General features: G+C 70.3%; 29 protein-coding genes. 16 read left to right on the top strand and 13 right to left on the bottom strand.

Annotated elements, in window-relative coordinates; translation table 11 throughout:
• Positions 1-932, top strand: a 932-nt coding sequence (locus tag J0695_RS18510) for a hypothetical protein (protein WP_206963196.1), incomplete at its 5' end; no start/stop codon positions are given.
• Here J0695_RS18510 and J0695_RS18505 read toward each other — a convergent pair.
• Together J0695_RS18505 and ypfJ are read right to left on the bottom strand one after the other, a co-directional pair.
• The gene (locus tag J0695_RS18505; RefSeq protein ID WP_206963195.1) at positions 929-1330 is read right to left on the bottom strand and encodes a VOC family protein; all 402 of its coding nucleotides are present in this window, start codon (positions 1328-1330) and stop codon (positions 929-931) included. The genes J0695_RS18510 and J0695_RS18505 overlap by 4 nt on opposite strands.
• Before the next feature lie 78 nt (positions 1331-1408).
• Complete coding sequence (gene ypfJ / locus J0695_RS18500; protein WP_206963194.1) at positions 1409-2302, bottom strand: KPN_02809 family neutral zinc metallopeptidase; 894 nt, start codon at positions 2300-2302, stop codon at positions 1409-1411.
• A gap of 69 nt (positions 2303-2371) precedes the next feature.
• Here ypfJ and J0695_RS18495 point away from each other — a divergent pair, with 69 nt between their 5' ends.
• The 4 genes from J0695_RS18495 (at position 2372) to J0695_RS18480 (ending at position 6199) form a co-directional block, all read left to right on the top strand.
• The gene (locus J0695_RS18495; protein WP_206963193.1) at positions 2372-3049 is read left to right on the top strand and encodes a hypothetical protein; all 678 of its coding nucleotides are present in this window, start codon (positions 2372-2374) and stop codon (positions 3047-3049) included.
• A 132-nt stretch (positions 3050-3181) separates the two neighbouring features.
• Complete coding sequence (locus J0695_RS18490) at positions 3182-4780, top strand: ABC-F family ATP-binding cassette domain-containing protein (RefSeq protein ID WP_206963192.1); 1599 nt, start codon at positions 3182-3184, stop codon at positions 4778-4780.
• Positions 4781-5068: 288 nt separating this feature from the next.
• The gene (locus J0695_RS18485; RefSeq protein ID WP_006123601.1) at positions 5069-5290 is read left to right on the top strand and encodes a helix-turn-helix domain-containing protein; all 222 of its coding nucleotides are present in this window, start codon (positions 5069-5071) and stop codon (positions 5288-5290) included.
• Positions 5291-5407: 117 nt separating this feature from the next.
• The gene (locus J0695_RS18480) at positions 5408-6199 is read left to right on the top strand and encodes an enoyl-CoA hydratase/isomerase family protein (RefSeq protein ID WP_206963191.1); all 792 of its coding nucleotides are present in this window, start codon (positions 5408-5410) and stop codon (positions 6197-6199) included.
• Between the two features lie 11 nt (positions 6200-6210).
• Here J0695_RS18480 and amaP read toward each other — a convergent pair whose 3' ends face one another.
• From amaP to J0695_RS18455, 5 genes are read right to left on the bottom strand one after another with little or no spacing between them, the layout of a single operon-like run.
• Positions 6211-6789 carry an alkaline shock response membrane anchor protein AmaP gene (gene amaP / locus J0695_RS18475; protein WP_206963190.1) on the bottom strand — a complete coding sequence of 193 codons (579 nt, stop codon included), beginning with the start codon at positions 6787-6789 and terminating at the stop codon, positions 6211-6213.
• Positions 6790-6802: 13 nt separating this feature from the next.
• Positions 6803-7480, bottom strand: coding sequence for a DUF6286 domain-containing protein (locus J0695_RS18470; RefSeq protein ID WP_206963189.1), 678 nt, complete (start codon positions 7478-7480; stop codon positions 6803-6805).
• Positions 7477-7824 (bottom strand): Asp23/Gls24 family envelope stress response protein, encoded by a 348-nt coding sequence (locus J0695_RS18465; protein WP_206963188.1) that lies wholly within the window; start codon positions 7822-7824, stop codon positions 7477-7479. The genes J0695_RS18470 and J0695_RS18465 overlap by 4 nt, the downstream gene beginning before the upstream one ends.
• Positions 7821-8018 (bottom strand): hypothetical protein, encoded by a 198-nt coding sequence (locus J0695_RS18460; RefSeq protein WP_206963187.1) that lies wholly within the window; start codon positions 8016-8018, stop codon positions 7821-7823. Before J0695_RS18460 ends, J0695_RS18465 begins: the two co-directional genes overlap by 4 nt.
• Before the next feature lie 37 nt (positions 8019-8055).
• Positions 8056-8523: an Asp23/Gls24 family envelope stress response protein gene (locus J0695_RS18455; protein ID WP_206963186.1), complete on the bottom strand. Its 468-nt coding sequence runs from the start codon at positions 8521-8523 to the stop codon at positions 8056-8058.
• A gap of 94 nt (positions 8524-8617) precedes the next feature.
• Between J0695_RS18455 and J0695_RS18450 the strand changes: the two genes are divergently transcribed.
• Complete coding sequence (locus J0695_RS18450) at positions 8618-9271, top strand: hypothetical protein (RefSeq protein ID WP_206963185.1); 654 nt, start codon at positions 8618-8620, stop codon at positions 9269-9271.
• Positions 9272-9383: 112 nt separating this feature from the next.
• Here the strand turns inward: J0695_RS18450 and J0695_RS18445 are convergent, their stop codons facing one another.
• The 3 genes from J0695_RS18445 to J0695_RS18435 are packed head-to-tail and all read right to left on the bottom strand — an operon-like array spanning position 9384 to position 12768.
• Positions 9384-10139 (bottom strand): SDR family oxidoreductase, encoded by a 756-nt coding sequence (locus J0695_RS18445; RefSeq protein WP_206963184.1) that lies wholly within the window; start codon positions 10137-10139, stop codon positions 9384-9386.
• A 4-nt stretch (positions 10140-10143) separates the two neighbouring features.
• A complete protein-coding gene (locus tag J0695_RS18440) occupies positions 10144-11949 on the bottom strand; it encodes a glycoside hydrolase family 15 protein (protein ID WP_206963183.1) in 1806 nt (601 codons plus the stop codon).
• Positions 11950-11979: 30 nt separating this feature from the next.
• Positions 11980-12768 (bottom strand): SURF1 family cytochrome oxidase biogenesis protein, encoded by a 789-nt coding sequence (locus J0695_RS18435; protein WP_206963182.1) that lies wholly within the window; start codon positions 12766-12768, stop codon positions 11980-11982.
• A gap of 284 nt (positions 12769-13052) precedes the next feature.
• Here J0695_RS18435 and J0695_RS18430 point away from each other — a divergent pair, with 284 nt between their 5' ends.
• Genes J0695_RS18430 through J0695_RS18415 form a run of 4 tightly spaced genes read left to right on the top strand, consistent with a single transcriptional unit; the run spans position 13053 to position 17417 of the window.
• Positions 13053-14348, top strand: a complete 1296-nt coding sequence (locus tag J0695_RS18430) for an ABC transporter substrate-binding protein (RefSeq protein WP_206963181.1) — start codon at positions 13053-13055, stop codon at positions 14346-14348.
• Positions 14348-15337, top strand: a complete 990-nt coding sequence (locus tag J0695_RS18425) for a carbohydrate ABC transporter permease (protein ID WP_206963180.1) — start codon at positions 14348-14350, stop codon at positions 15335-15337. The genes J0695_RS18430 and J0695_RS18425 overlap by 1 nt, the downstream gene beginning before the upstream one ends.
• Positions 15330-16160, top strand: coding sequence for a carbohydrate ABC transporter permease (locus tag J0695_RS18420; RefSeq protein ID WP_206963179.1), 831 nt, complete (start codon positions 15330-15332; stop codon positions 16158-16160). The genes J0695_RS18425 and J0695_RS18420 overlap by 8 nt, the downstream gene beginning before the upstream one ends.
• Positions 16161-16166: 6 nt before the next feature.
• Positions 16167-17417 carry a Gfo/Idh/MocA family protein gene (locus J0695_RS18415; RefSeq protein WP_206963178.1) on the top strand — a complete coding sequence of 417 codons (1251 nt, stop codon included), beginning with the start codon at positions 16167-16169 and terminating at the stop codon, positions 17415-17417.
• Positions 17418-17521: 104 nt separating this feature from the next.
• On the opposite strand, the gene J0695_RS18410 is transcribed toward J0695_RS18415, so the two are convergent.
• Genes J0695_RS18410 through J0695_RS18400 form a run of 3 tightly spaced genes read right to left on the bottom strand, consistent with a single transcriptional unit; the run spans position 17522 to position 19456 of the window.
• Positions 17522-17755 (bottom strand): metallothionein, encoded by a 234-nt coding sequence (locus J0695_RS18410; RefSeq protein WP_206963177.1) that lies wholly within the window; start codon positions 17753-17755, stop codon positions 17522-17524.
• 54 nt (positions 17756-17809) lie between these two features.
• Positions 17810-18793 carry a DEDDh family exonuclease gene (locus J0695_RS18405; RefSeq protein WP_206963176.1) on the bottom strand — a complete coding sequence of 328 codons (984 nt, stop codon included), beginning with the start codon at positions 18791-18793 and terminating at the stop codon, positions 17810-17812.
• 45 nt (positions 18794-18838) lie between these two features.
• Positions 18839-19456 carry a TetR/AcrR family transcriptional regulator gene (locus J0695_RS18400; protein WP_206963175.1) on the bottom strand — a complete coding sequence of 206 codons (618 nt, stop codon included), beginning with the start codon at positions 19454-19456 and terminating at the stop codon, positions 18839-18841.
• Positions 19457-19562: 106 nt separating this feature from the next.
• On the opposite strand from J0695_RS18400, the gene J0695_RS18395 reads away from it, so the two are divergent.
• From J0695_RS18395 to J0695_RS18370, 6 genes are all read left to right on the top strand, one after another.
• Positions 19563-20360, top strand: a complete 798-nt coding sequence (locus J0695_RS18395) for an acetoacetate decarboxylase family protein (protein ID WP_206963174.1) — start codon at positions 19563-19565, stop codon at positions 20358-20360.
• Positions 20360-21244 carry an SDR family NAD(P)-dependent oxidoreductase gene (locus J0695_RS18390; protein WP_206963173.1) on the top strand — a complete coding sequence of 295 codons (885 nt, stop codon included), beginning with the start codon at positions 20360-20362 and terminating at the stop codon, positions 21242-21244. Before J0695_RS18395 ends, J0695_RS18390 begins: the two co-directional genes overlap by 1 nt.
• 17 nt (positions 21245-21261) lie before the next feature.
• A complete protein-coding gene (locus tag J0695_RS18385; protein WP_206963172.1) occupies positions 21262-22539 on the top strand; it encodes an amidohydrolase family protein in 1278 nt (425 codons plus the stop codon).
• On the top strand, positions 22539-23762 hold the full coding sequence (locus tag J0695_RS18380) for an amidohydrolase family protein (protein ID WP_206963171.1): 1224 nt from the start codon (positions 22539-22541) through the stop codon (positions 23760-23762). The genes J0695_RS18385 and J0695_RS18380 overlap by 1 nt, the downstream gene beginning before the upstream one ends.
• 24 nt (positions 23763-23786) lie before the next feature.
• Positions 23787-24497: a VIT1/CCC1 transporter family protein gene (locus J0695_RS18375; RefSeq protein ID WP_206963170.1), complete on the top strand. Its 711-nt coding sequence runs from the start codon at positions 23787-23789 to the stop codon at positions 24495-24497.
• Positions 24498-24554: 57 nt separating this feature from the next.
• On the top strand, positions 24555-25354 hold an 800-nt coding region (locus J0695_RS18370; RefSeq protein WP_206963169.1), incomplete at its 3' end, for a sterol desaturase family protein.

The raw sequence follows: 25354 nt of genomic DNA, 5'->3' as shown, positions 1-25354 counted from the left end.
ACCGCGACGGGGGCGGTGTCGCCGTCGCGGTGGCCGAGGTCGTCGAAGCCGTACCCCAGGTGCTCTCCCTCCTCCAGCTCTCCGCGGGACCGGTGACTTATCCCGCTCTCCTGGACCTCCTGGAGCAGCGCGTCGCCGAACTCCACGAGGAGCGCTGCGAGGTCCCCTACGGGCCCCGGCCCGACGACAACCGGCCCCCCGCCGCAGCGGCCCCCCTGCCGGCCCTCCTCGAGTGGGCCCTGCGGGGACTGGCCGCCGTCGGCGCCCTGACCCTCGGCGAGGGTCAGGCCACCCTGACGCCGCTCGGGAACTGGGCGGTCTGGGTCAAGCTCGAGCAGATCTGCGTCGCGGCCCAGAGCCCCGCGGGGAACATCGAGCAGCCCGCCGAGGACATGCTGCACGGCTGCGCCGCCCTCACCCCCGGCCCGGCCCGCGTCGAGTACCGCGCCTGGCTCGCCGCCCGCACCGTAGGCAGCGCCGTCGCCGAGCTTCTGGCCGTCGCACGCGGCGACGACGCCCTGCTGCGCGGCCTCGCCTTCGAGGCGCTGCGGGTCGTCGGCGCCCCCGCGGAGCCCGTGGTGCGCGCGGCGGCGGGGGAGCGGACCCTGCGCCCGTACGCCGTGCTCTGGCTGGCCGAGTACGAGGGCGCGGACCCCGAGGACGCCGCCGACGCCCTCACCCGCGAAGAAGCGACCTGGCTCTGGGTGGACACCGCCGCAGCCGTCTCCGACCACGGCGAGAGCCCGCTCCTGGTCCGCCACCTGGAGTCCGCGGTGCAGGGCACGGTCCCGGCCCTCCTGGAGGAGGTACGGGCGGTGGGCCACCCGCGCACCGTCCAGGTGCTGGTCGCACTCGCAGCGGCCCACCCGGACCCGGCCCTGGCCAAAGCCGTACGCCGAGCGGCCTTCCAGGTCCACACCGGAGGGTCCTAACCCGCGGCGGAGCCCCCCGGCGCATACGTACCGAAGCTCCAGACGTTGCCCTCGGCGTCGCGTGCCATGTAGTCCCGGCCGCCGTAGTCCTGGTCCGTGGGCGGGGTGAGGATCTCCACGCCGTGGTCCACGGCCTGCTGGTGGTGCGCGTCGACGTTCGCGACGACCACGTACACCCCGACAGGGCCGCCGTCGGCCAGTGCCTTCGCGAAGGCGCCCTCGCGGCCCTTCGAGCCCAGCATCACCGCGCCGTTGCCGTAGGTCAGCTCGGCGTGGACCACACGGCCGTTCTCGTCCTCGTAGACACCCACCTCGCTGAAACCGAAGGCGTCCTTCAGCAGCTGGATCGCTGCCTTCGCGTCGTCGTACAGAATCGTGGGACTGATGGTGCCGGCCATACCGACCACCCCTTCACTCGATTTCACCCGACTGAAATCCAGTCTTGCACCGGGCACTGACACCGCCCCCGGGACAGCTCACCGGAAGGTGTTGCACTGCGCCATGTCGCCCGTGCGGTACCCGGTGTAGAACCACTGCTGGCGCTGCTCGGCCGATCCGTGCGTCCACGACTCGGGGGTGACCCGGCCCTGGAACTTCGCCTGGATACGGTCGTCCCCCACCGCCGCGGCGGCGCTCAGCCCGTCCTGGATGTCGGCGTCGGTCAGCGAGCTGATCAGCGGACGTCCTGTCGACTCGTCGGGGGTGCTCGTCGCGTGGTGCGCCCACACCCCGGCGTAGCAGTCGGCCTGCAGTTCCACCTTCACCGCATTGCTGTCGGCGCCCTGGCGCCCGTCCTGCGACCTGCTCAGCGTGCCCATCAGCTGCTGCACATGGTGGCCGTACTCGTGCGCCACCACATAGGCCTGGGCGAAGGGGCCGCCGCTCGACCCGAACTTGGTCCGCAGCTCGTCGAAGAACCCCAGGTCCAGATAGACCTTGTGGTCACCGGGGCAGTAGAACGGGCCGACCGCGGCGGTCGCCGCCCCGCAGGCCGTGGTGACCCGGTCCGAGAACAGGGTCGTCCGTGCGGCCGAGTAGCTCGCGCCCCGCCGGGTGAACTCCTGCCGCCAGAAGTCCTGCACGCTGTTGACCACCGCGACCATGCGGCAGTCCGCCTTGGTGTTGGCGTCGGCCCCCTTGTGGCAGCTCTGCTGGACCTGCGCCGCGGACGACGCCGTCACCGCCGCCGTGCCCGTGTCGCCGGAGGAGAGGCCGAGCTGGTCGGGCCCCACTCCGAAGAGCAGCCCCATCACCAGCGCGATGATGCCGGCGATGCCGCCGCCGATGGTGGCCCTGCCGCCGGGGACACGGCTGCCGCGCACATCCTGGACCTCGGAGGTGTCCAGATCGGCGTTGTCATCGAATTGCATGGTCCGAGTATCGACCGGTTGATTGCGGTACGCGCTTTTTGCGTGCGGGGGAGTTAGGCTCTGCGCCTCATGAGAACCCTCGGCCGGGGCACACGCCTCGCCCTCTGCGCCGTCGCCGCCGTGTGCGCCCTGCCACTGCTGACCGCCGCCCACGATGTACGCCCCCTGCCGTACGGCGACCGCCTGACCGTCCACGCGGGCCCGGCAGGGACGGCGGCGCCCGCGGTGCTGCGGACCCGGGGCACGGCGGTGGAGGCGTACGACCGAGGCTCGGGCCGCGCCCGCTGGACGTACCACCGCGAGGGCCGCCGCCCGGTCGGCCTCCTCACCGCGCCGGGCCACGCCTTCGCGCTCTGGAGCGACGGCATGGTCACCGACACCGCGCACGCCACGGTCCGCTGGCACCGCGCGGTCCCGCACCCCGGAGCCCGGGTGGGCGGAGCGCTGCGGTCGCTCGACCGCGGGACCAGGATGCTCGCCGTCGTCACCCCGGAGCGGATCATGGCGTACCGCACCGAGGACGGCGATCTGCGCTGGGTGCTCCCGGCCCACGACGGCTGCGCCTTCGCCCCGAACCGGGCCCTGTGGGCCCGGGGAGTCCTCCTGCTCGCCCAGGACTGCGGGCGGTCGGGCGCCTGGACCGACGAGCTGGTCGCGGTGGACGGTCTCGGCCGGATCGTGCCGGGCCGCACCCCCCTGGCGAACGAGCGCCCCGGCCGGACGGGCCACCCCTCCCGGACCGCCTGACGGCCGTCGCGGCAAACCGCTTGCACCGCACCGTTAGACTGGACCCATGGCATCTCTCCTTGCGCACTAGCCGGCGTCGAAGAATTTCCTCCGCCTGCCCTTCCGCCGTCCATACCGCCCTGGAGTTTTACCGTGATCACCGCTTCCGGCATCGAGCTGCGCGCCGGCGCCCGCATGCTCATCGAGAACGCCTCCTTCCGTATCGCCAAGGGCGACCGCATCGGCCTCGTCGGCCGTAACGGGGCGGGCAAGACGACGCTCACCAAGTGCCTCGCCGGCGAGGGAACCCCGGCGGGCGGCACCATCACGCGCTCCGGCGAGGTCGGCTACCTCCCCCAGGACCCGCGCACCGGCGACCTCGAGATCCTCGCCAGCGACCGCATCCTCTCCGCCCGTGACCTCGACTCCGTGCTGCGCAAGATGCGCGAGAACGAGGAGCGCATGTCCACCGGACAGGGCGCTACGCGCGAGAAGGCGATGAAGAAGTACGAACGCCTGGAGACGGAGTTCCTGACCAAGGGCGGTTACGCCGCCGAGGCCGAGGCCGCCACCATCGCCGCTGCCCTGGGACTGCCCGACCGCATCCTCGGCCAGCCGCTGCACACGCTCTCCGGCGGTCAGCGCCGCCGCGTGGAACTGGCCCGGATCCTCTTCTCCGACGCCGACACCCTGCTCCTCGACGAGCCCACCAACCACCTCGACGCGGACTCCATCGTCTGGCTCCGTGACTACCTCAAGAGCTACCGCGGCGGATTCATCGTGATCTCCCACGATGTCGACCTCGTCGAGACCGTCGTCAACAAGGTCTTCTATCTGGATGCCAACCGCACCCAGATCGATGTCTACAACATGGGCTGGAAGCTGTACCAGCAGCAGCGCGAGGCCGACGAGAAGCGCCGCAAGCGCGAGCGCCAGAACGCCGAGAAGACGGCCAAGGTCCTCCACTCGCAGGCCGACAAGATGCGTGCCAAGGCCACCAAGACGGTCGCCGCCCAGAACATGGCCAAGCGCGCCGACCGTCTGCTCGCGGGCCTGGAGGCGGTCCGCGTCTCGGACAAGGTCGCCAAGCTGCGCTTCCCCGACCCCGCGCCCTGCGGCAAGACCCCGCTCATGGCGGAGGGCCTCTCGAAGTCCTACGGCTCGCTGGAGATCTTCACCGACGTCGACCTCGCGATCGACAAGGGTTCGCGCGTCGTCATCCTGGGCCTCAACGGCGCCGGCAAGACCACGCTGCTGAAGCTGCTCGCGGGGGCCGAGAAGCCCGACACCGGCGAGGTCATCGAGGGCCACGGCCTGAAGATGGGCTACTACGCCCAGGAGCACGAGACGCTCGACCCCGAGCGCACGGTCCTGGAGAACATGCGCTCCTCCGCGCCCGACCTCGACCTCGTCCAGGTCCGCAAGACGCTCGGCTCCTTCCTCTTCTCCGGCGACGACGTCGACAAGCCGGCCGGTGTGCTCTCCGGCGGTGAGAAGACCCGTCTCGCCCTGGCCACGCTGGTCGTCTCCTCGGCCAATGTGCTGCTGCTCGACGAGCCCACCAACAACCTCGACCCGGCCAGCCGCGAGGAGATCCTCGGCGCGCTGCGCACCTACAAGGGCGCCGTCATCCTCGTCACCCACGACGAGGGCGCGGTGCACGCGCTGGAGCCGGAGCGCATCATCCTGCTCCCCGACGGCGTCGAGGACCTGTGGGGACCGGACTACGCGGATCTGGTCGCGCTGGCCTGATCCACTTCGGATGGATCATTCGGCTTACGGGTGATCCTTCATCTGGGTGAGTCTCTCTCGTACCACGGCGTGGCATGCGCAAAATTACTGCTCTATCCATGTATCGCGTGTGTACCCCGCTGACCTGGCAGTTCTCCTGCCGACGCGCTCGGAATGCGGAGTTCCGATCGGGCCGGCAGCCGTCGGCCCGCAAAAGGTTGTCGTACGTACCTTGCCGAATGGGTGGCCAGGAAGCTCATGAGGGGTGATCATGAGAGTCCAGAGCGCACTTCCGCTGAGGAGGCACGGGTGGCCGAAACTCTGAAGAAGGGCAGCCGGGTAACCGGCGCCGCGCGCGACAAGCTCGCGGCAGACCTGAAGAAGAAGTACGACTCCGGTGCGAGTATCCGGGCGTTGGCCGAAGAGACCGGCCGCTCCTATGGATTCGTCCACCGGATGCTCAGTGAATCCGGCGTCACGCTGCGAGGGCGCGGCGGAGCGACGCGAGGCAAGAAGGCTGCCTCGGCCTGAGCCGGGCAACGGCTTGGACTCACCGGTTTCGGCGGTGTCCACCCGGTCGATCGTGAGATTGACCGGGTGGTTACTGTGCAGTCACTTCACTGTCTGCATCCGAACCGGAGGCGTTCCATGACCTCGCCCGACAACGTGCTCGACAAGGACGGCGTACGGCTCACCGTCGAGGACGCGATTGCCACGGTGACACTGACCAACCCGGACAAGCGCAACGCCCAGTCTCCCGCTCTGTGGCGGGCGTTGACGGAAGCCGGACGGTCACTTCCTGGCAGTGTGCGCGTCGTGGTGCTGCGTGGCGAGGGCAAGTCCTTCTCCGCCGGCCTGGACCGTCAGGCGTTCACGCCTGAGGGTTTCGACGGTGAGCCGTCCTTCCTCGATCTGGCGCGCGGCGGCGACGCCGAACTCGACGCGGCCATCGCCGAGTACCAGGACGCATTCACCTGGTGGCGCCGCAATGACCTGATCACGATCGCGGCCGTCCAGGGCCATGCGATCGGTGCCGGATTCCAGCTCGCCCTCGCCTGTGACCTGCGGGTCGTCGCCGAGGACGTGCAGTTCGCCATGCGCGAGACCAGCCTGGGCCTGGTCCCCGACCTCACGGGCACCCACCCGCTGGTGGGCCTCGTGGGGTACGCCCGCGCGCTCGAGATCTGCGTCACCGGGCGCTTCATCGGCGCGGCGGAGGCGGTCGGCGCGGGCCTCGCCAATCTCTCCGTACCCGCTGATGAACTCGACGGTGCCGTGCGCGACTTGGCGGGCGCCCTGCTGGCCGCGCCCCGCGATGCGGTGATCGAGACCAAGGCGCTGCTGAGCGGTGCGTCGGTCCGTACGCTCGATGACCAGCGCACCGCGGAGCGTGCGGCCCAGGGACGCCGGCTGCGCGATCTGGCCGGCCTGTCGGACTGAGCCAGGCCCCGTTACGACACCCGCTGCGCGCGGTGCTTGACCGCGCGCAGCCTGACCTCGGCCGGCAGCGCCGCGAGACCCGCCGACGCGCGGGCATGCTCCAGGGCCTCCCCGGTGAGCTCGGCGAGTGCGGCAGCCGGCTGGGCGTGTGCTTCGAGGAGGAGCCCGATCCGGGCCTCGGGCGCCGTGCGGCGCCCCGTCAGGGAGACATGCGCCCGGTCGACCCCGGGCAGCGCCTCCGCCTCGCTCGCCAGTACGCCCTCCAGCGCCCGGCCCCGGAGCCGCGCCCCGTCGCCGTCACCGCTGTCCACCAGGACCTCGGAGAGCCGCGAGCGCCGCAACTGGGCCAGCAGCCACCACAGAGCGAGCAGCACCACGACCGCGAGCGCGGCGATGACGGCCGGCCACCACCAGCCCTCGTCCCGCCAGCGCAGCCGGTCCGCCGTGCTCAGCAGCACGTCGTGGCGTCCGTCCCACGGCCACCACGACGGCGCCGACCAGCCGAGACCGGTCGCCAGGACCGCGCCGCCGACGACGAGCAGGACGAGTCCCGCCAGAGCGAGCACCACCCGGTTGACCGACTTCAGCATCGCGTCCTCACCCCTACTTCTTCTTGGCCGGGCGGCCGACATGCACGGAGAGGCCGGGCGGCTTCGCGAGGCCCAGCTCCGTGATGCCCGTGCCCAGCGCGGTGTCCAAGTCGGCCCGTACGTCGTCGAGTTCACGGAAGTGCGACAGGGCGCGCACCGTGACCTTGGAGCGCTTCATACGGATACGGGCGGACTGCACCCCGGACACCTCCATGGCCCGGTCGCGCAGCACCAGCGCCGCCGCCTCCCGGTCGAGACCACCCCGTACGTCCGCCGTGGTGCGCCGCATCGGCAGCACCGCACGTAGTCCGGGGGTCGCGGCCAGGACGATCAGCCACAGACCCAGCGCGGCGGCCACACCGGCGCCGACCAGCACCCAGGTGTCCTGCAACTGCCGGGTCGCCAGATCGCCCGCGGCCACCTGGCGCCAGTGCATCGCGTCGCGCCCGGCCCGTACCGCGGAGATGTCGTACAGCAGCACCCCCACGGCGCCGATCACCACCAGGGCGAGCAGCAGGGCGGGGGTGCGGCGCGGCGACCAGAAGCGGTGGGCCCGGGCGCCTCCGGGGCCCACCGGTTCGTACGCCGCCGACGAGGCGGACTGGTCCAGGTCCGGTGACCCGGACGGTTCGGGCGTCCGCTCGATGACCGGAAGCCGCTGCGTACCGCCCTCAGTGTCGTACTCACTCATCGGATCCTCCCCGGGACCGTGCCGCGCGTCTGTGCGGAGTGCAGCCGGTCGACCTCCACCGTCACCTCGGGCACTTCCATGCCTGCCAGCGCCTTGACGCGCTGGGCGACCTGGCGGCGCACCGCGCCGCACTGACCGCCGATGTCGGACGGATAACCGAGCTCCAGACTGACGCGTACCCGCGCACGGTCGTCCTGCACCGTCACGGAGGCACGAGGTGGCGCGCCGCCGTCGGGCACCGCACCGTCCAGTGCCTCACGCGCCGCCTGCGCGGCGATCTTCGAGACGACCCGGTCGGCGATCCGGGTCGCCCCGCGGTCGGCGGGCGCCACCTGACCGGTCATCGCCGCCGGTCGCTGTCGCGGCTGTCGCGGTTGCGGAAGAAGTCACCGGCTTCGATGTCGCCGTCGAGGAACTTCCCCGCCACAAAGCCGATCGCGCCCAGTGCGGCCACGAGCAGAAATGCCCCGAAGCCGCCGAAGTACCCGGCGAAACCGAGTGCCATTCCGGCCATCAGGCCGACCACAGCCATGCTCATCGTGCGTTCCTCTCCCGGAGGTTGATGCAGATGGAGGTCACTGCAGACGCGGTTCGGGCTCTTCGTCCTCTTCGTCGGGCAGCTTCACGTCGCTGACCGCGATATTGACTTCGACGACCTCGAGGCCCGTCATGCGCTCGACCGCCGCGATGACGTTCTCGCGCACATCGCGCGCGGTGTCGGCGATCGATACGCCGTACTCGACGACGATCTCCAGGTCGAGCGCGGTCTGCACCTCGCCGACCTCGGCCTTCACGCCGCGCGAGACGGACTTGCCGCCTCCGGGCACGCGGTCGCGGACCGCGCCGAAGGTACGGGAGATGCCGCTGCCCATCGCGTGGACGCCGACGACGTCACGCGCCGCGAGCCCGGCGATCTTCTCGACCACGCCGTCCGCGATGGTGGTGCGTCCGCGCGAGGCGGGGTCGCCGCCGCCGCGCTTGGTCACCGAGGTCTTCTTGGGCTCTTCGCCCTCGGACTCCTTCTGTACTGCGGTGTCACTCATCGCCGTACGTCCCTTTCCGAGCGGTAGTGGACTCCGCTGTCCACATTAGGTGCGCTTACCCGGTCCCGCGCCGCGGATGCGGCAGGCTGGGGCAATGACGGACAGCTGGACGAAGGCAGTACGGAACCGGCTCGGTCTCGGCAGACTGCTGCCGCTCGGCGGGGCGGCAGACAGCGCGTGGTTGACGGAGCGTGCGGCCTCGGCGGTGCTGCGGGCCGCGGCGGCGGGGGTTCCGGGTGTGGTGACGGGAGCGCTGCGGTTGACGCTCGACGACCCGGACACGGCTGTGTCACCCGAGGTCGCCATGGTGCCGAGTGCGCTGCCCGTGGGGCCCCTGCGGATCGAGGCGGAGGCGGAGGTGCTGGTGGGCGAAGTACTTCCGGTGGCGGTCGGCCATCTGCGTGACGCGCTGTTCGCGGCGGCGGAGCGGGTGGGTCTTGTGATCGCGGCGGTGGATCTGCGGGTGACGGGGCTGGCGGAGGCGGAGGCGGGTCCTGGTGCCGCTGCCGAGGCGCCGGGGGCGGCCGCAGTGTCGGGTCCGGTGGCCGAGAGGGCGGCGGCCGTTCCCGGGGTCGCGTACCTGACCGGGGTGCTGGGTGCGCCTGTGCAGACCGCCGAGGACCACGTACGGGTCGAGATCGCGGTGGCGGCGGGGTATCGGGCGCTGGATGTGGCGTGCGCGGTGCGGGTTGCCGTGGGCGGGGAGTTGCCGGTGGGCGTACTGGTCACCGCGGTGGGCTTTCGCTGACCCCCCTGTACACGGCCTTCGGCCGTGTGTCCTCAATCGCCGGACGGGCTTGATACATCAAGCCCGTCCGGCGATTGAGGACAAGCGACCGGAGGTCGCTTACCGCGCCGCCTCAGAAGCCGTGGCGGGAGCCGCCGTCGACCGGGAGCATCAGGCCCGTCAGGTACGACGCCGCCGGGGACAGCAGGAACGCCGCCGTCCTGCCGAACTCCTCCGGGCGCCCGTAGCGGCGCATCGGGATACGGGACTCGTTCGCCGTCCGGGCCGCGTCCGCGTCGCCCCCCAGCGCGTCCAGCTGCCGTACCCGGTCGGTGTCGATACGGGCCGGGAGCAGGCCGACCACGCGGATGCCGCGCGGGCCGAGCTCGTTCGCCAGGGACTTGGCGAAGCCGGCCAGCCCCGGGCGGAGGCCGTTGGAGATGGTCAGGCCCGTGATCGGCTCGTGGACGGATCCGGAGAGCACGAAGCCGATCACACCGCCGTCGGAGAGCTCCGCCGCTGCCGTGCGCGCGAGGCGTACCGCACCCAGGAAGACCGACTCGAAGGCCGTCTGCCACTGCTCGTCGGTGTTGTCGGCCGCGGAGCCGGCCGCCGGGCCGCCGACGCTGATGAGGATGCCGTCGAAGCGGCCGAAGCGCTCCCTGGCGAGGTCGATCAGGCGCTGGGCCACGGCCGGGTCGGCGTTGTCGGCGGCGACGCCCACCACGTTCGGGCCGATGCCCGCGGCGGCGTCGGCCGCGGTCTTCTCGTCGCGTCCTGTGATGATCACCTTCGCGCCGTCCGCGGCGAGTTCGCGCGCCGAGGCGTAACCAAGGCCCCGGGTCGCTCCGGTGACGACGTACACACGGTCCTTCAGTCCAAGATCCATGCGCCTATCCTGCCTCCTCCGCTCCCGGGTCGTCATCGCGGGCCAGGGCGAGCGCGGTGTTCACCAGACCGATGTGGCTGAAGGCCTGCGGGAAGTTGCCGAGCTGGCGGCCCGCCACCGGGTCGTACTCCTCGGAGAGCAGGCCGACGTCGTTGCCGAGGGCCAGGAGCTGTTCGAAGAGTGCGCGGGCCTCCTTCACCCGGCCCGTCAGCCGCAGCGCGTCCGCCAGCCAGAACGAGCAGACCAGGAAGGTCCCTTCGTCGCCCGGCAGGCCGTCCACCGCGGGTCCTGCCGCCGCGCTGTAGCGGCGCACCAGACCGCCGTGGCCGAGTTCGTCCCGTACGGCGTCGACCGTGCCGATCACCCGGGGGTCGTCGGCGGGGAGGAAGCCGACCTGGGGGATGAGGAGCGTCGCGGCATCGAGATCGGTCGAGCCGTAGGACTGGGTGAAGGTGTTGCGCTCCGGGTCGTACCCCTTCTCGCAGACCTCCCTGTGCACCTCGTCCCGCATCCGCCGCCACCGCTCCGCGTCCCCGCGCAGCTTCGGTTCGGCCTCCAGTGTGCGCACCGCACGGTCCGCGGCGACCCAGGCCATCACCTTGGAGTGGACGAAGTGGCGGCGCGGGCCGCGTACTTCCCACAGGCCCTCGTCCGGCTCGCGCCAGCGCGACTCCAGGAAGCCGAGCAGGCTCAGCTGCAGGGACCAGGCGTGGGCCGTGGACGCCAGCCCCGAACTGCGCGCCAGATGGAGGGAGTCGATGACCTCGCCGTAGACGTCGAGCTGCAGCTGGTCGACGGCTCCGTTGCCGCTGCGGACCGGGGCGGACGACTCGTATCCGCGCAGCCAGCCGAGCTCCGTCTCCGGCAGCCGCCGTTCGCCGGAGAGCCCGTACATGATCTGGAGGTCCGCGGGGTTCCCCGCGACCGCGCGCAGCAGCCAGTCGCGCCAGTCGGCGGCCTCCTCGACATAGCCGCAGGCGAGGAGCGCGTTCAGGGTGAGCGTGGAGTCGCGCAGCCAGCAGTAGCGGTAGTCCCAGTTGCGGACGCCGCCGATCTCCTCGGGGAGCGAGGTGGTGGGGGCGGCGACGATGCCGCCGGTCGGCCGGTAGATGAGCGCCTTGAGGGTGATCAGGGAGCGTACGACGGCCTCGCGGTAGGGGCCCTTGTACCGGCACCTGGCCGACCACTCCTGCCAGTCGTCCAGGGACTGCTCCAGCGCCTCGTACGGATCGGTCAGCTTCGGCCTGGGTTCGTGCGAGGGGTGCCAGGTCAGCACGGAGGCCACCCGTTCGCCCGCGGCGACGGTGAAGGAGGAGCAGGTGGAGAACTGCTGGCCCCAGGTCTTGACCTCGGGGACGCTGCGCAGCCATACGGAGTCGGGTCCTGCGACCGCCACCCGGTGGCCGTCCGAGCGGCGCACCCAGGGCACCACGGAGCCGTAGTCGAAGCGCAGGCGCAGGGTGCTGCGCATGTCGACCTCGCCGCTCACGCCCTCCACGATGCGGACGATGTCGGGCGCCTGGTCGCGCTGCGGCATGAAGTCGATGACCTTCACCGTGCCGGTACGGGTCTCCCAGAGCGTCTCCAGGACGAGGGAGTCACCGATGTAGCGGCGGGAGGTGCAGAAGTCCGCGCCGCCTGCCGGGGCGATCCGCCACTGGCCGTTCTCCTCGTCGCCGAGCAGTGCGGCGAAACAGGCGGCCGAGTCGAAGCGGGGCAGGCAGAGCCAGTCGATGGAGCCGTTCCTGCCGACCAGAGCGGCGGTCTGGAGATCCCCGATGAGGGCGTAGTCCTCGATGCGTTGCGTCACGCCTTGGCCTGTTCCCGCAAGATTGCCCGGCTAAGCGGTCGCGGGGGCGTGCTCCGGTGTGGTTTTCGCCTCGGTGGCGGCCCTGTCGCGCTTTTCGCGGCGTACGAGAATCACCCAGCCGACGGGCACCCCCGCGGTGAAGAGCCACCACTGGACGGCGTACGCCATGTGCGGGCCGATGTCGGAGTGTTCGGGCTCGGGGATCAGCTCGGGGGTGTCGCCCCTGGACCCGGGGGAGGTCTGCTCGATGTACCCGCCGAGCAGCGGCTCGCCCAGGACCTGCGACATCTGCTTGCTGTTGATCAGCATCACCTGACGGGGCGGCAGGCCCTTGAGGTCCTTGATCCCGCTGGCGGCGGTCGTCTGGTCGGCCATCAGCCGGCCGGTGAGGGTGATGCGGCCCTTGGGTGCGGCCGGGATCTTCGGGAAGGCGATCTGGCTGCCGTTGTCGGGGATCCAGCCGCGGTTGATCAGGACGGTCTTGCCGTCCGTCAGATCGAAGGGGGTCAGCACGTGGTACCCGACGGAGCCGTCGGACGAGGTCCTGCGGCGTACGACGACCTCGTGCGCGGTGTCGTACGTCCCGGTGGCCGTCACCCGGCGCCAGTACTGGTCGTACGGGATGGTGTGCCCCGGCGATGTCAGCTTGTCGACCTGGACCGGCGTCGCCTTGAGGTTGTCCGCGATCAGGGCGTTCTGCGCGACCTTGTGCTGATGGCGGTGCAGCTGCCAGAAGCCCAGTCTGACCATGGTCGGCATGAGCAGCAGGGCGACGAGGGTGACGATCACCCATTGCCGGGTGAACAGGAAGCGGTACACGTCTTTGAAGGTACCTGGGCATGAAATGGCCCCCGGCCGGGGGGTGCCGTCGGGCGTCGGCAGGGCGGCGCGGGAGGGGAACGGGCACCGCGAGGACCCCCCTCCGGTCGCCTCGATATGCGCAAAGTTGCTTCAAGTAACCCTTGACCAGTCAACTTCGAGCAAATAACGTCAGGGCATTCCGGATACGGGGTGGCGTTCCCCCTGCGGAACGACCACTCCCGGCCTCACGGCCTCTCCCGCAGGGCGAGGCGGCGGCCCGTACCCCCCCAGGAAGGTTCCGCGTGCGCAGACGTTCCCTCCTCGCAACGGCCGCCGCGACGCTCGCGGCCGGCCCGTTCGCGTCCGGCTGCAGCCCCTCTTCGTCACCATCGGCCTCCGCCGGCAGCGGCTCCCGGCGCGGCCGGCTCACCTACGGCGTCTGGGACGTCTACCAAGTCCCCGCCATGGAGCGGGCGGCGCGCGAGTTCGAGCGCACCCGGCCGGGGGTGACCGTCGACGTTCAGCTCACCCCCAACGGGACATACTGGACGAAATTGCGCACCGCCTGCACCGGCGGCGTCGCCCCGGACGTCTTCTGGATGAACGGGCCCAACTTCGGTCTCTACGCCGAGGCCGGGCAGCTCCTTCCTCTGGAGACCGAAGGCTCCGACGCCGTGCTGCGGCCCGCCGACTTTCCGCCCGACCTGGTCTCCCTCTACCGCTGGAAGGGCACCCAGTACGGCGCCCCCAAGGACTTCGACACCGTCGCGCTCTGGTTCAACAAGGAGATCTTCGACCGCGCCAAGGTCGACTATCCGGACTCCACCTGGACCTGGCAGACCCTGATCAACAACGCCCAGCGGCTCACCGACCGCAAGCGCGGGATCTACGGCGTCGGGGCCCCGGTCCGCGCCCAGGAGAACTACTACAACTCGATACCCCAGGCAGGCGGCTGGGTTCTCTCCGAGGACAAGAAGCGCTCCGGCTACTCCGACGAGCACACTCGCGAGGGGCTGCAGCTCTGGATCGACCTGATCCACCGCTACCGCGCCTCGCCGTCCCTCCAGCAGATGGCCGATACGGACCCCACCCAGATGTTCCAGTCCGGGACGCTGGCCATGACCTACGAAGCGTCGTACAACGCGGCGACGTTCTACGCCGACCCCGAGCTGCGGGCCAAGGTGGACGTCGCACCGATGCCCAAGGGCCGCCGGCGCGCCACCGTCCTGCACGGGCTTGCCAACGTTGTCTACGCCCGGACCCCGCACCCCGAACTGGCCCGGGAATTCGTCCGGTTCCTCGGCGGGGAGCGCGCCTCGCTGCTCCAGGGCAAGTACGGCACCGCCATCCCCGCGCGCAACGGCACCGCCACACCCTGGGCCGCCGGAATGCCGCGCTTCGACCTCCAGGTGCACCTGGACGCGCTCGACTACGCGGTGCCCTACCCCACCTCCGCCAACACCGCCGCCTGGGCGCACAAGGAACAGATGTGGCTCGCCAAGGCGTGGAGCGGTGACGACAGCCTCAAGGGTGCCACCGGCTCCCTGACCGACGCCATGAACCAGCTGCTCGCGCAGGAGAGAGAGGGCCGGTCCTGATGAGCCTCGATGTGCGTACAGAAACAGCCGTACCGGCGCAGCGCAGCAGGCCGGACGCCCGGAGCCAGCGGGAACTGCGCCGCCGGGAGCGCCGCTTCCAGCACCGGGACAAGTGGTGGGGCTACGCCCTGATCGCCCCGGCCGGCCTGGGGCTCGCGGTCTTCTATCTGTGGCCTGTGGTGCAGACGCTGTACTACAGCTTCACCGAATGGGGCGCCTTCGGCGGGACCACCTGGATAGGCCTCTCCAACTACCGCACCCTGGTGGGAGATCCGGAGTTCTGGCACTCGCTGGGCAACACGGGCATCTACACCGGTCTGGTGCTGCTGGGGATTCCTCTGTCGATGGCGCTGGCGGTGCTGCTCAACCTCAAGGGCCTGCGCGGCACCGGCATCTACCGCACGCTCTACTTCCTGCCGGTGGTCACCATGCCCGCGGCGGTCGCGGTGGTCTGGCGCTGGCTCTACAACGGCGACGCCGGCATCCTCAACCACGCGCTGTCCTTGATCGGCATCGACGGCGTCTACTGGGTGTCCGACCCGCACACCATCCGCTTCGCGGTCGCCGTCGTCGGCGTCTGGATGACCGTCGGCTACAACATGATCCTTCTTCTTGCCGGTCTCCAGAGCATCCCCGGCGACTACTACGAGGCGGCATCGCTCGACGGCGCGGGACGCGTACGGCAGTTCTTCTCGATCACCCTGCCACTGCTCAGCCCCACCCTGTTCTTCACCACCGTGCTCTCGGTGATCCAGTCCCTCCAGGTCTTCGACCTGGTGTATCTGATCATCGGGGCCAACACGCAGAACGCCCTCCAGAACCCGGCCTACAGCGAGGGGCAGACCGTCGTGATGCTCTTCTTCCAGAAGGCGTTCTTCGACAACCAGCGCGGCTACGGCGCGGCCATTGTCTGTGTGCTGTTCGTCCTGATCATGGCGCTGACCGCCGTCCAGTTCCGGTTGCAGAAGAGGTGGGTCCACTATGCGTGAAACAAACCGCGAGGGCAGGCTGTGGCCCGCTCACATCCTGCTGTCGCTGGGCGCGGTGATCACCGTCTTCCCGCTGCTGTGGGAGGTGCTGACCTCCTTCAAGAGCTTCAGCGAGTCCGTACAGGTGCCGCCGACGATCCTGCCCGCGCACTGGGACTGGTCGAACTACTCGAAGGTCTTCGACGGCATCCCGTTCGCGCAGCAGTTCATGAACACCGTCGTGATGGCGCTGCTGCGCACCGCGGCCCAGCTGCTGCTGTGCTCGATGGCGGCCTACGCCTTCGCCCGCATCCGCTTCCCCGGACGAGGCGCGATCTTCCTCGGGTTCCTCGCCGTACTGATGGTGCCAGGCCAGCTCTTCCTGCTGCCGCAGTACCAGATCATGCAGGACCTCGGCTGGCTGGACTCGATGCAGGCGCTGGTGGTCCCCGGCATGTTCTCCGCCTTCGGCACCTTCCTGCTCCGGCAGTTCTTCATGGGACTGCCCGAGGAACTGGAGGAGGCGGCACGGCTGGACGGCGCCAGCCCGTTCACCGTCTTCTGGCGGATCGCCCTGCCGCTGGCCCGCCCCGGGCTGCTGGCGCTCGGCATCCTGACGTTCCTGTGGTCCTGGAACGACCTGATGTGGCCGCTGATCGTCAACACCGACCCGGCCAAGATGCCGTTGTCGGCCGGACTGGCGTCCCTCCAGGGCGCTCATCTCACCGAGTACCCGGTACTGATGGCAGGTTCCCTGCTCGCGACCCTGCCGGTGATCGTGGTGTTCGTCGCGATGCAGCGCCAGTTCATCCAGGGCATCGCTTTCTCCGGCATGAAGGGCTGAACCCGTATGACCGACACCTCCCACGTCTCCACCTCCCACGTCTCCACCGCACCGGCGGACAGCAGCGTGCACACACGTGACCTGCGCCTCGGCGTGATCGGGCTCGGCCTGCGCGCCACGCTCGCGCGCGAGGCCCACCAACCCGGTGAGGGCTCTGTCGTGGTGGCCGCCGCAGACACCTCGCCCGGCATGTTCGGCCGGGCCCGCGAGTGGTTCGGCGAGGACGTCCACGTCTACCCCGGCCACCGGGAGATGCTGGCCGCCGAGGAGCTCGACGCGGTTTTCGTCATCACCCCCGACCACACCCACGAGGCCCTTGCGGTGGAGCTGCTGGAGGCCGGGGTCGCCGTCTTCGTGGAGAAACCGCTCGCCATCACCACCGAGGGCTGCGACCGTGTCCTGGAGGCCGCACGCACCGGCGGCGCCCGTCTGTACGTGGGTCACAACATGCGCCACATGCCGGTGGTACGCGTGATGCGCGACCTCATCAAGAGCGGTGAGATCGGCGAGGTGAAGGCCGTGTGGTGCCGGCACTTCGTCGGCCACGGCGGCGACTTCTACTTCAAGGACTGGCACGCCGACCGCCGCAACACCACCAGCCTGCTCCTGCAGAAGGGCGCCCACGATCTGGACGTCATCCACTGGCTGGCCGGCGCCTACACCGAGCGCGTCAGCGCGCTCGGCGGGCTCACTGTGTACGGACAGATCGCCGACCGCTCGGGCCAGGCCCCCGGTGCCGTCATGCCCGACTGGTACGACCCCGAGAACAACTGGCCGCCGCTGTCCCACACCGGACTCAACCCCGTCGTCGACGTCGAGGACCTGTCGATGATGGTCATGCGGCTCGAGGGCGGAGTGCACGCCAGCTACCAGCAGTGCCACTACACCCCCGACTACTGGCGCAACTACACGGTCATCGGCACCGAGGGCCGGCTGGAGAACTTCGGAGACCACGGAGAGTCCGCGGAGGTACGGGTGTGGAAGCGGCGCAGCGGCTACCGCGCCGATGCCGATCTCGTCGTCCCGATGCCACCGCCCGGCAAGGGCGGGCACGGCGGCTCCGACCCGATGCTGGTGGCCGAGTTCCTCTGCTTCGTCCGCTCCGGCGGTGCGACGGACACCAGCCCGGTGGCGGCCCGCGAGGCCGTGGCCGCGGGTGTCGCGGCGACGCAGTCGCTGCGCGCCGACGGACTGCCGGTCACGGTGTCCCGGGTTGCCCCCGACCTGGCCGACTGGTTCGCCAACGGTCAGAACTGAGACGAGCGGGAGGTGAGCGGGAGGTGTCCGACGGGCCGACGGCCAGGTCGGGCACCTCCCGCCGTACGCGCTGTCCGCAAGCGCCGGCCCGCGGCCGCACGGCGTCAGACCTTGTCGACGATGCCCACCATCCCCTCCGCACGGGCGCAGTGCCCGCCGCAGTACCAGTGGCCCTCGACCTCGACGCCCTGGCCGATGACCCGGACCCGGCAGTGCTCACAGATGGGCGCCATGCGGTGAATGGCGCAGGAGAAGCAGTCGAAGACATGCACCGCGCCCTGCGCGTGCACCTCGAAGGACATCCCGTAGTCGTTTCCGCAAACCTCACAACGTGCCATGCGCCACAGGGTGCGGCTTGTCGCACCGCAGTGGCGTGCGGCACGCCAGGCACCTCACCCGTCTGCAGGTGCGACGTCCCTCAGCAGCTGGCTGTACGCGGCCTCGTCCACGACCGGGGTGCCGTACGACTTGGCCTTGACCGTCTTGGAGGTGGCCGAGTCCGGGTCGTTGGTGACCAGCAGGCTGGTCAGCCGGGAGACGCTGGTCGCCACATGCAGTCCGGCCTCGGTCGTCCGGTCCTCCAGGAGCTCGCGGTCGACGGAGGTGTCGCCGGAGAAGGCGATCCGCATGCCCTGCTTCAGCGGCCTGTCGCGGTCGTACCGCCCGGGGTTCGGGTGCGGGCAGGCGGGCCGCTTCTTCGACTGGCGCCAGGTGCCGCCGCTGTTCCCGTACGAGGACTGATAGCCGACCCGGGGCGTGGCCGGGGAGTCCGACCACTCGGTGAGCGGCAGGCACTCCAGGAGCGGGAGGCGCACTCCGCCCCTGGCCGCCGCGTGCAGGCTGGGCCGGAACGCCTCGGCCAGCACCCGGGCGTCGTCCAGCGCGTGGTGGGCGTTCTGCTGGACGACACCGAAGTGCGCGGCGAGTGACTCCAGCTTGTGGTTGGGCAGCGGGAGCGCCAGCTCCTTGGAGAGCGCGATGGTGCACAGCCGCTGGCGCACGGGTGCGACGCGCGCGGCGCGTGCGTACTCCCGGGAGATCATCGACCAGTCGAAGATCGCGTTGTGCGCGACCAGGACCCGGCCGTCGAGACGCTCGGAGAACTCGGCGGCGATCTCCGGGAAGAGCGGGGCGCTCTCCAGAAGGTCGCTGGTCAGCCCGTGGATCCAGACCGGTCCGGGATCCCGCTGAGGATTGACCAGCGTGTACCAGTGGTCCTCGACATTGCCCTGGGCGTCCAGCCGGTAGACGGCAGCGGAGATTATCCGGTCGTCCCGTGCGAGGCCGGTGGTCTCCACGTCGACCACCGCGTACCCCTGCGGGTAGGCGGGCGGCCACGCTGTCGCTGCTGTCTGGCGGTCGTCGAGCATGGTCACAGAGGATACGGGCCAAGACTGACAACTCCGGAATCGTGTCGGCGCTCAGGCCGGGAGCAGGCTCTCCACCAGGGCCCTCATGGAGACGGCGAAGAGACGTTCGGGGTCGGCCGGCCGGGCCAGCGCACGGGCCAGGGCCGGGTCGTGCTCGGCGACGGGCGCGGTCCAGAGGTCGCTCTCGCCGGGGGACTGGACGGGGGCCCGGTCGCGGTTGCGCTCCAGCAGTACGTACCCGACGACCTGGAACTGCACGGCCCGCACCGCCTCCGCGGCGCGCGCCCCGCGCAGACCCGCGGCGTGCACCTCGTGCACCAGGGCCTGCTGGGCGGGGAGGAACATCCGCTCGGTGAGGCCCCGTTCATGGACCATCGCGATCAGGTGCGGCCGGGCGCGCAGCTCGCGGCGGAGCGTGCGGGCGACCGAGACGATCCGGTCGGCGGGAGCCGATCCGCGCGGGACGATCGCACCCAGCTCACGGACCGTGCGCTCGACGAGGGCGTCCACGAGCGACTCGCGGTTGCCCACGTGCCAGTAGATCGAGGTGACGGCGGTGCCGAGCTCGGCGGCCAGCTTGCGCATCGACAGACCAGCGGGGCCGTGCTGCTTCACCAGGACCGCGGCAGCGTCCAGAATCTCTTCGCGGGTCAGTGATGTGCGGGGCATGAGTCCTCAACTTCCGTCCGTGCACGGCTCTTTACCCTTCATCGCGCTCGGTGTAACCCTGTTACAGACCCCCGGAGACGCAGTGATCGAAGAAGGGCGGTACGGCATGGCACGCGTACGTTATGGAGCGCGCACCGAGGCAGAGATCGCGGCGGCGCGCGCAGCGAGTTCCAAGCTCCCCGACATCTGGTCCACCGGTGTGGTGGCCGTCTGGGAGAGCGACCCTGATGCGGTCGCGGCCGTACTTCCACCGCCGCTGAAGCCCGCGGAGCGGCCCCTGGTGCGGGCCAACATCAGCAAGGTCGACCTGCCCGGTTATCCGCTCGGCGCGGGTTCGGTGGCGGTCGCCGCCGTCCACGACGGGCAGGAGGGCTGGTACCCGCTGGTCATGCCGATGACGCACGAGCGGGCGCTGATCGGCGGGCGCGAGGTCTTCGGCGAGCCGAAGAAGCTGGGCGAGGTGACGGTCGAGCGCGACGGCCTCGTCGTACGGGCGTCACTCGCCCGGCACGGCATCGCCTTCGTGGAGGTGCGCGGCGCCGTCGACGGGCCGCTGCCGCTGCCCGAGCCGAAGGAGAAGGTCGACTTCTACTTCAAGTTCCTTCCCGCGGTGGACGGTTCGGGCTTCGACGCCGATCCGGTCCTGGTGTACTGCACGCGCAACGAGAAGGTCAGGAAGCTGGAGAAGATCACCGGCGACGTGGTGTTGCGCGAGTCGATGTACGACCCGATCGCCGACCTCCCGGTGCTCCGGATCGTCGACATCACCATCGGCGAGAAGACCACCGACCAGCGGGGCAAGGTCGTCGAGCGGGTCAGCGCGCAGGCCCTGCTGCCGTACATCCACCAGCGCTACGACGACCCGCAGCAGATCCTCGACGGCCCGCCCGAGGGGAGCGTCTGATGCGGCTGGAGGCCGGACAGGTCGCCGTCGTCACGGGGGCGGCGAGCGGGATCGGGCTCGCGATGGCGCGGAAGTTCGCCGCGGAGGGGCTGAAGGTCGTCCTCGCGGACGTCGAGGAAGGGGCCCTGGAGAAGGCGGCGGCCGAGCTGCGCGAGGAGGGCGCGCAGGTCCTCGCGCAGGTCGTCGACGTCAGTGAGCGCGACTCCGTGGTGGGGCTCGCGGACGCGGCGTACGACACCTTCGGCGCGGTGCACGTCCTGTGCAACAACGCGGGCGTCGGATCGGGCGCCGAGGGCCGGATGTGGGAGCACGAGCCCAACGACTGGAAGTGGGCTTTCGCCGTCAATGTGTGGGGCGTCTTCCACGGCATCCAGGCCTTCGTCCCGCGGATGATCGCGGGCGGCGGTCCTGGCCATGTCGTCAACACCTCGTCGGGCGACGGCGGGATCGCACCGCTGCCGACCGCATCCGTGTACGCGGTGACCAAGGCCGCCGTCGTGACGATGACCGAGTCCCTGTACGCGCATCTGAAGGCGGAGGGTGTGCCGGTCGGTGCGTCGGTGCTGTTCCCCGGGCCGCACATGCTCCGTACCGGACTGTGGGAGTCGCACAGGAACCGTCCCGAGCGATACGCGAAGGAGCGCCCGCGCAAGACCCCGTACCGCAGCCTCGACAAGTGGGAGGCGGCGATGAAGGAGGCCGGGCACGAGGTGGAGTTCACGCCGGTCGAGGAGGTCGCCGAGCTGGTCGCCGAGGGGATCGGGGCGGACCGCTTCTGGCTGCTGCCCGAGAGCGAGCACAGCGACCGGCAGATCCGGGCGAGGTCGCAGTCGATGCTCGACCGCGCCAACCCGGCGTACCTCGAGAACTTCATCCTCGACTGAGCTGAGGGGACGCAACGATGACGACCGACCCATATCTGATCATCTCCTCCGACTGCCACGCCGGGCTGCCGACCGAGCAGTACCGGCCCTATCTGGACGCCCGGTTCCACCGGGACTTCGACGAGTTCCTCGCGGGGCGCGAGCGCAGGCGCGAGGAGATGACGCGTCTCGGCGTACGCAACGAAGCCTTCGCCAGCAAGTGGTTCGCGGACAACGAGGAAGGCCTCAAGGGCGGTTGGGACTCCGCCCAGCGCCTCAAGGAGCTCGACGGCGACGGGGTGGCGGCCGAGGTCGTCTTCCCCGACGCGGACGCCGTGGACAGCCAGACCGCCGCGCCCTTCGGGGTCGGCCTCGGGCTCTCGGGCGACCAGGACCCGGAGCTCGGGATGGCGGGCGCGCAGGCGCACAACCGCTGGCTCGCGGAATTCGTGGGGCAGAACCCCGAACGGCACTGCGGGGTCGCCCTGTTGCCCATCACCGGCGAGGTCGAAAGGGTCGTCGCCGAGGTGTACCGGGCCAAGGAGTCCGGGCTCGGCGCGCTGATGATCCCCTCGATGTGGGTGGACAAGGCCCCGTACCACGACCGGCGTTACGACCCGGTCTGGGCGGCCGCCGCCGAGACGAAGATGCCGATCGTCACCCACTCCGGCGCCGCACCGCGCCATGAATACGGCGACCACCTGGGCATCTACGTCAGCGAGGTCACCTGGTGGCCGGCCCGCCCGCTCTGGTTCCTGCTCTGGTCCGGGGTCTTCGAGCGCCACCCCGGCCTGAAGTTCGGCGTCGCCGAGTCCGGCTGCTGGTGGCTGCCGAACCAACTGTGGTTCATGGACCGGCTGTACCTGGGCGCGCACGGCGGCAAGAAACTCTCGCCGTTCGCCGAGCTGAAGCGGCCGCCGAGCGAGTACCTCGACCGGCAGATCTTCATCTGCGCCACCAACACCAAGCGGCGCGAACTCGCCCAGCGCTACGAGATCGGCGTCGACAACATCCTCTGGGGCAGCGACTTCCCGCACCCCGAGGGCACCTGGCCCAAGACCAGGGAGTGGCTGAGGAACACCTTCCACGACATCCCGGTCGACGAGACCCGGCGCATGCTCGGCCTCGCGGCGGCCGACGTCTTCGGCTTCGACACGGCCGCCCTCGCACCGATCGCCCGGCGCATCGGGCCGATGCCCGACGAACTGGGGCAGTCCGATGACCAGGCGGCGGTGACGGCGACGTGGGCCAAGTCCCGTGAGGTGGGCCGCCATTGGCTCACCGACCATGACTTCCCGCAGATGGGAGTCCTGTGATGGACCGCTACACGGTCATCTCCGCCGACTGCCACGCCGGGGCCGACCTCCTCGACTACAGGCCGTACCTGGAGAAGCGCCACCACGACGACTTCGACGCCTGGGCGGCCACCTACGTCAACCCGTACGAGGACCTCCTCGCTGACACCGCCGACCGCAACTGGAACTCCGGGCGCAGGGTCGCCGAACTCGAAGAGGACGGCATCGTCGCCGAGGTCGTCTTCCCCAACACCATCCCGCCGTTCTTCCCCACCGCCTCCCTGATGGCCCCGGCGCCCTCGCAACAGGAGTACGAACAACGCTGGGCCGGTCTGCGCGCCCACAACCGCTGGCTCGCCGACTTCTGCGAGGAGGCCCCCGGGCGTCGCGCGGGCGTCGCCCAGATCCTCCTCAACAACGTCGAGGAGGCGGTACGGGAAGTACGCCGCGTCCACGCCGCGGGCCTCACCGGCGGCATCCTGCTGCCGGGGGCACCACCGGGTTCCGGCATACCGGAGCTCTACTCCCAGACGTACGACCCCCTCTGGGCGGTCTGCGCCGAACTGGGCGTCCCCGTCAACCACCACGGCGGCTCCGCGTCCCCGCCCCTCGGCGACGAACCTGCCGCCCGCGCGGTCTTCATGGTCGAGACGACCTGGTTCTCGCACCGGGCGCTCTGGCACCTCATCTTCGGCGGGGCCTTCCGCCGGAACCCCGAGCTGAAACTGGTCCTCACCGAACAGGGCTCGGGCTGGATCCCGAGGGTCCTGGACATGCTGGACTACTACCACGGCCGCCTCGTCGCAGCGGCCACCCGCGCCAACACCGCCGAGTCCAAGTTCGGTGCGGGGCTTGCCGATTCGATGGGAAAGGGGCCGAGCGAGGTCTGGCGCGACAACTGCTACGTAGGGGCCAGCTTCATGCGCCCCCACGAGGTGCCGCTGCGCGAGAAGATCGGCCTCGACAAGATCATGTGGGGCAGCGACTACCCGCACGACGAGGGCACGCACCCGTACACCCGCGAGGGCCTGCGGATCGCGTACGCAGGACTGCCGCGCGCGGAGGTCGCCGCGATGGTCGGCGGCAACACGGCCCGGGTGTACGGATTCGACCTCGGCCTCCTGGACCCGATCGCGGCGAAGATCGGCCCCACGGTCGAGGAGATCGCCGAGCCGCTGACGAAGATCCCGGCGGACGCGACCAGCCCCGCCTTCGCCCGGGGAGGGTCGGTGCGCGTCTGGTGAGCGACGGGGTGAGACCCTCCCCGGGTGACTGAAGCAACCCACGACGAAGCCCACAACGGCGGCCTCGGAGCACGGCTCAACTGGCTCCGGGCCGCCGTACTCGGCGCCAACGACGGCATCGTCTCCACGGCGGGCCTCGTCGTGGGCGTCGCAGGCGCCACCGACTCGCGCACCGCACTGCTGACGGCCGGGCTCTCCGGGCTGCTCGCCGGATCGATGTCGATGGCGGCGGGGGAGTACGTCTCGGTCTCCACCCAGCGCGACTCCGAGAAGGCCGCCCTCGCCCAGGAACGGCGCGAACTGCGCGAGACCCCGGAAGCCGAACTCGACGAGCTGACCGAGCTGTTGGCGGGCAAGGGGCTCAGCGCGGAACTCGCCCGCGAGGCCGCCGTACAGCTCACGGAGCGCGACGCGCTGCGCGCCCACGCCGAGGTCGAGCTCGGCATCGACCCCGACGACCTCACCAACCCCTGGCACGCCGCGGGCGCCAGCTTCCTCGCTTTCACCGTGGGCGCGCTGCTGCCGCTGCTCGCGATCATCCTGCCGCCCACTTCCGTACGCCTGTACGTGACGGTCCTGTCGGTGCTCGTGGCGCTGGCGCTGGCGGGGTGGGGGAGCGCGCGGCTCGGATCGGCGCCGGTGCGTCCCGCGGTGTGGCGCAATGTGGGCGGCGGGGCCCTCGCCATGGCGGTGACGTACGTGGCGGGGGCGCTGCTGGGTGCGACCGGCGTCTGAATACTTGTCGGTAACAACATCTAGCCGCAGCGGATCAGCTGCCTCTACGGTGCTGGCATGGAGCCGAACCTGCCCGACGTCGTGCTGTGGTCGATACCTGCCTTCGTCCTGCTCACCGTGGTGGAGATGGTGAGCTACCGCTTCCATCCGGACGAGGAGAAGGAGGGGTACGAGGGCAGGGACGCGGCGACGAGTGTCGGCATGGGGCTCGGCAGTCTCGTCTTCGACCTGGTGTGGAAGATACCGATCGTCGCGATCTACACCGCGGTGTACGAGCTGACTCCGCTCCGGATCCCCGTGCTGTGGTGGACGGTCCCGCTGATGCTCCTGGGGCAGGACTTCTTCTACTACTGGTCGCACCGCGGACACCATGTGATCCGCATCCTGTGGGCCTGCCACGTGGTGCACCACTCCAGCCGCAATTTCAACCTGACGACGGCGCTGCGGCAGCCATGGACGTCGCTGACGGTCTGGCCTTTCTACGTCCCACTGATCGCGCTCGGGGTGCACCCGGCGGCGCTCGCCTTCTGCTCGTCGGCCAACCTCGTCTACCAGTTCTGGGTGCACACGGAGCGGATCGACAAGCTGCCGCGGCCCTTCGAGTACGTACTGAACACGCCGTCCCACCACCGGGTGCACCATGCCTCCCAGGGCGGCTATCTGGACCGGAACTTCGGGGGGATCCTGATCCTCTGGGACCGTTGTTTCGGCTCCTTCACGCCGGAGACGGAACGCCCGGTCTTCGGCCTGACGAAGAACATCGGGACGTTCAACCCGCTGCGGGTGGCCACGCACGAGTACGCGGCGATCGTGCGCGATGTGCGGGCGGCGCGCTCGTGGGGTGAGCGGGCGGGGCG

The sequence above is a fragment of the Streptomyces beijiangensis genome, from assembly GCF_017315755.1.
Taxonomy (GTDB): Bacteria; Actinomycetota; Actinomycetes; order Streptomycetales; family Streptomycetaceae; genus Streptomyces; species Streptomyces beijiangensis.
This window is presented reverse-complemented; position numbering and strand designations above follow the sequence as displayed.

Coding starts and splice junctions, on each gene's coding strand:
- J0695_RS18415 (WP_206963178.1), top strand. CDS start 16,167: ATGACCGACACCTCCCACGTCTCCACCTCCCACGTCTCCACCGCACCG.
- J0695_RS18410 (WP_206963177.1), bottom strand. CDS start 17,755: ATGGCACGTTGTGAGGTTTGCGGAAACGACTACGGGATGTCCTTCGAG.
- J0695_RS18455 (WP_206963186.1), bottom strand. CDS start 8,523: ATGAGTGACACCGCAGTACAGAAGGAGTCCGAGGGCGAAGAGCCCAAG.
- J0695_RS18420 (WP_206963179.1), top strand. CDS start 15,330: ATGCGTGAAACAAACCGCGAGGGCAGGCTGTGGCCCGCTCACATCCTG.
- J0695_RS18400 (WP_206963175.1), bottom strand. CDS start 19,456: ATGCCCCGCACATCACTGACCCGCGAAGAGATTCTGGACGCTGCCGCG.
- J0695_RS18425 (WP_206963180.1), top strand. CDS start 14,348: ATGAGCCTCGATGTGCGTACAGAAACAGCCGTACCGGCGCAGCGCAGC.
- J0695_RS18445 (WP_206963184.1), bottom strand. CDS start 10,139: ATGGATCTTGGACTGAAGGACCGTGTGTACGTCGTCACCGGAGCGACC.
- J0695_RS18495 (WP_206963193.1), top strand. CDS start 2,372: ATGAGAACCCTCGGCCGGGGCACACGCCTCGCCCTCTGCGCCGTCGCC.
- J0695_RS18505 (WP_206963195.1), bottom strand. CDS start 1,330: ATGGCCGGCACCATCAGTCCCACGATTCTGTACGACGACGCGAAGGCA.
- J0695_RS18480 (WP_206963191.1), top strand. CDS start 5,408: ATGACCTCGCCCGACAACGTGCTCGACAAGGACGGCGTACGGCTCACC.
- J0695_RS18465 (WP_206963188.1), bottom strand. CDS start 7,824: ATGACCGGTCAGGTGGCGCCCGCCGACCGCGGGGCGACCCGGATCGCC.
- amaP (WP_206963190.1), bottom strand. CDS start 6,789: ATGCTGAAGTCGGTCAACCGGGTGGTGCTCGCTCTGGCGGGACTCGTC.
- J0695_RS18460 (WP_206963187.1), bottom strand. CDS start 8,018: ATGAGCATGGCTGTGGTCGGCCTGATGGCCGGAATGGCACTCGGTTTC.
- J0695_RS18380 (WP_206963171.1), top strand. CDS start 22,539: ATGGACCGCTACACGGTCATCTCCGCCGACTGCCACGCCGGGGCCGAC.
- J0695_RS18450 (WP_206963185.1), top strand. CDS start 8,618: ATGACGGACAGCTGGACGAAGGCAGTACGGAACCGGCTCGGTCTCGGC.
- J0695_RS18385 (WP_206963172.1), top strand. CDS start 21,262: ATGACGACCGACCCATATCTGATCATCTCCTCCGACTGCCACGCCGGG.
- J0695_RS18395 (WP_206963174.1), top strand. CDS start 19,563: ATGGCACGCGTACGTTATGGAGCGCGCACCGAGGCAGAGATCGCGGCG.
- J0695_RS18470 (WP_206963189.1), bottom strand. CDS start 7,480: ATGAGTGAGTACGACACTGAGGGCGGTACGCAGCGGCTTCCGGTCATC.
- J0695_RS18390 (WP_206963173.1), top strand. CDS start 20,360: ATGCGGCTGGAGGCCGGACAGGTCGCCGTCGTCACGGGGGCGGCGAGC.
- ypfJ (WP_206963194.1), bottom strand. CDS start 2,302: ATGCAATTCGATGACAACGCCGATCTGGACACCTCCGAGGTCCAGGAT.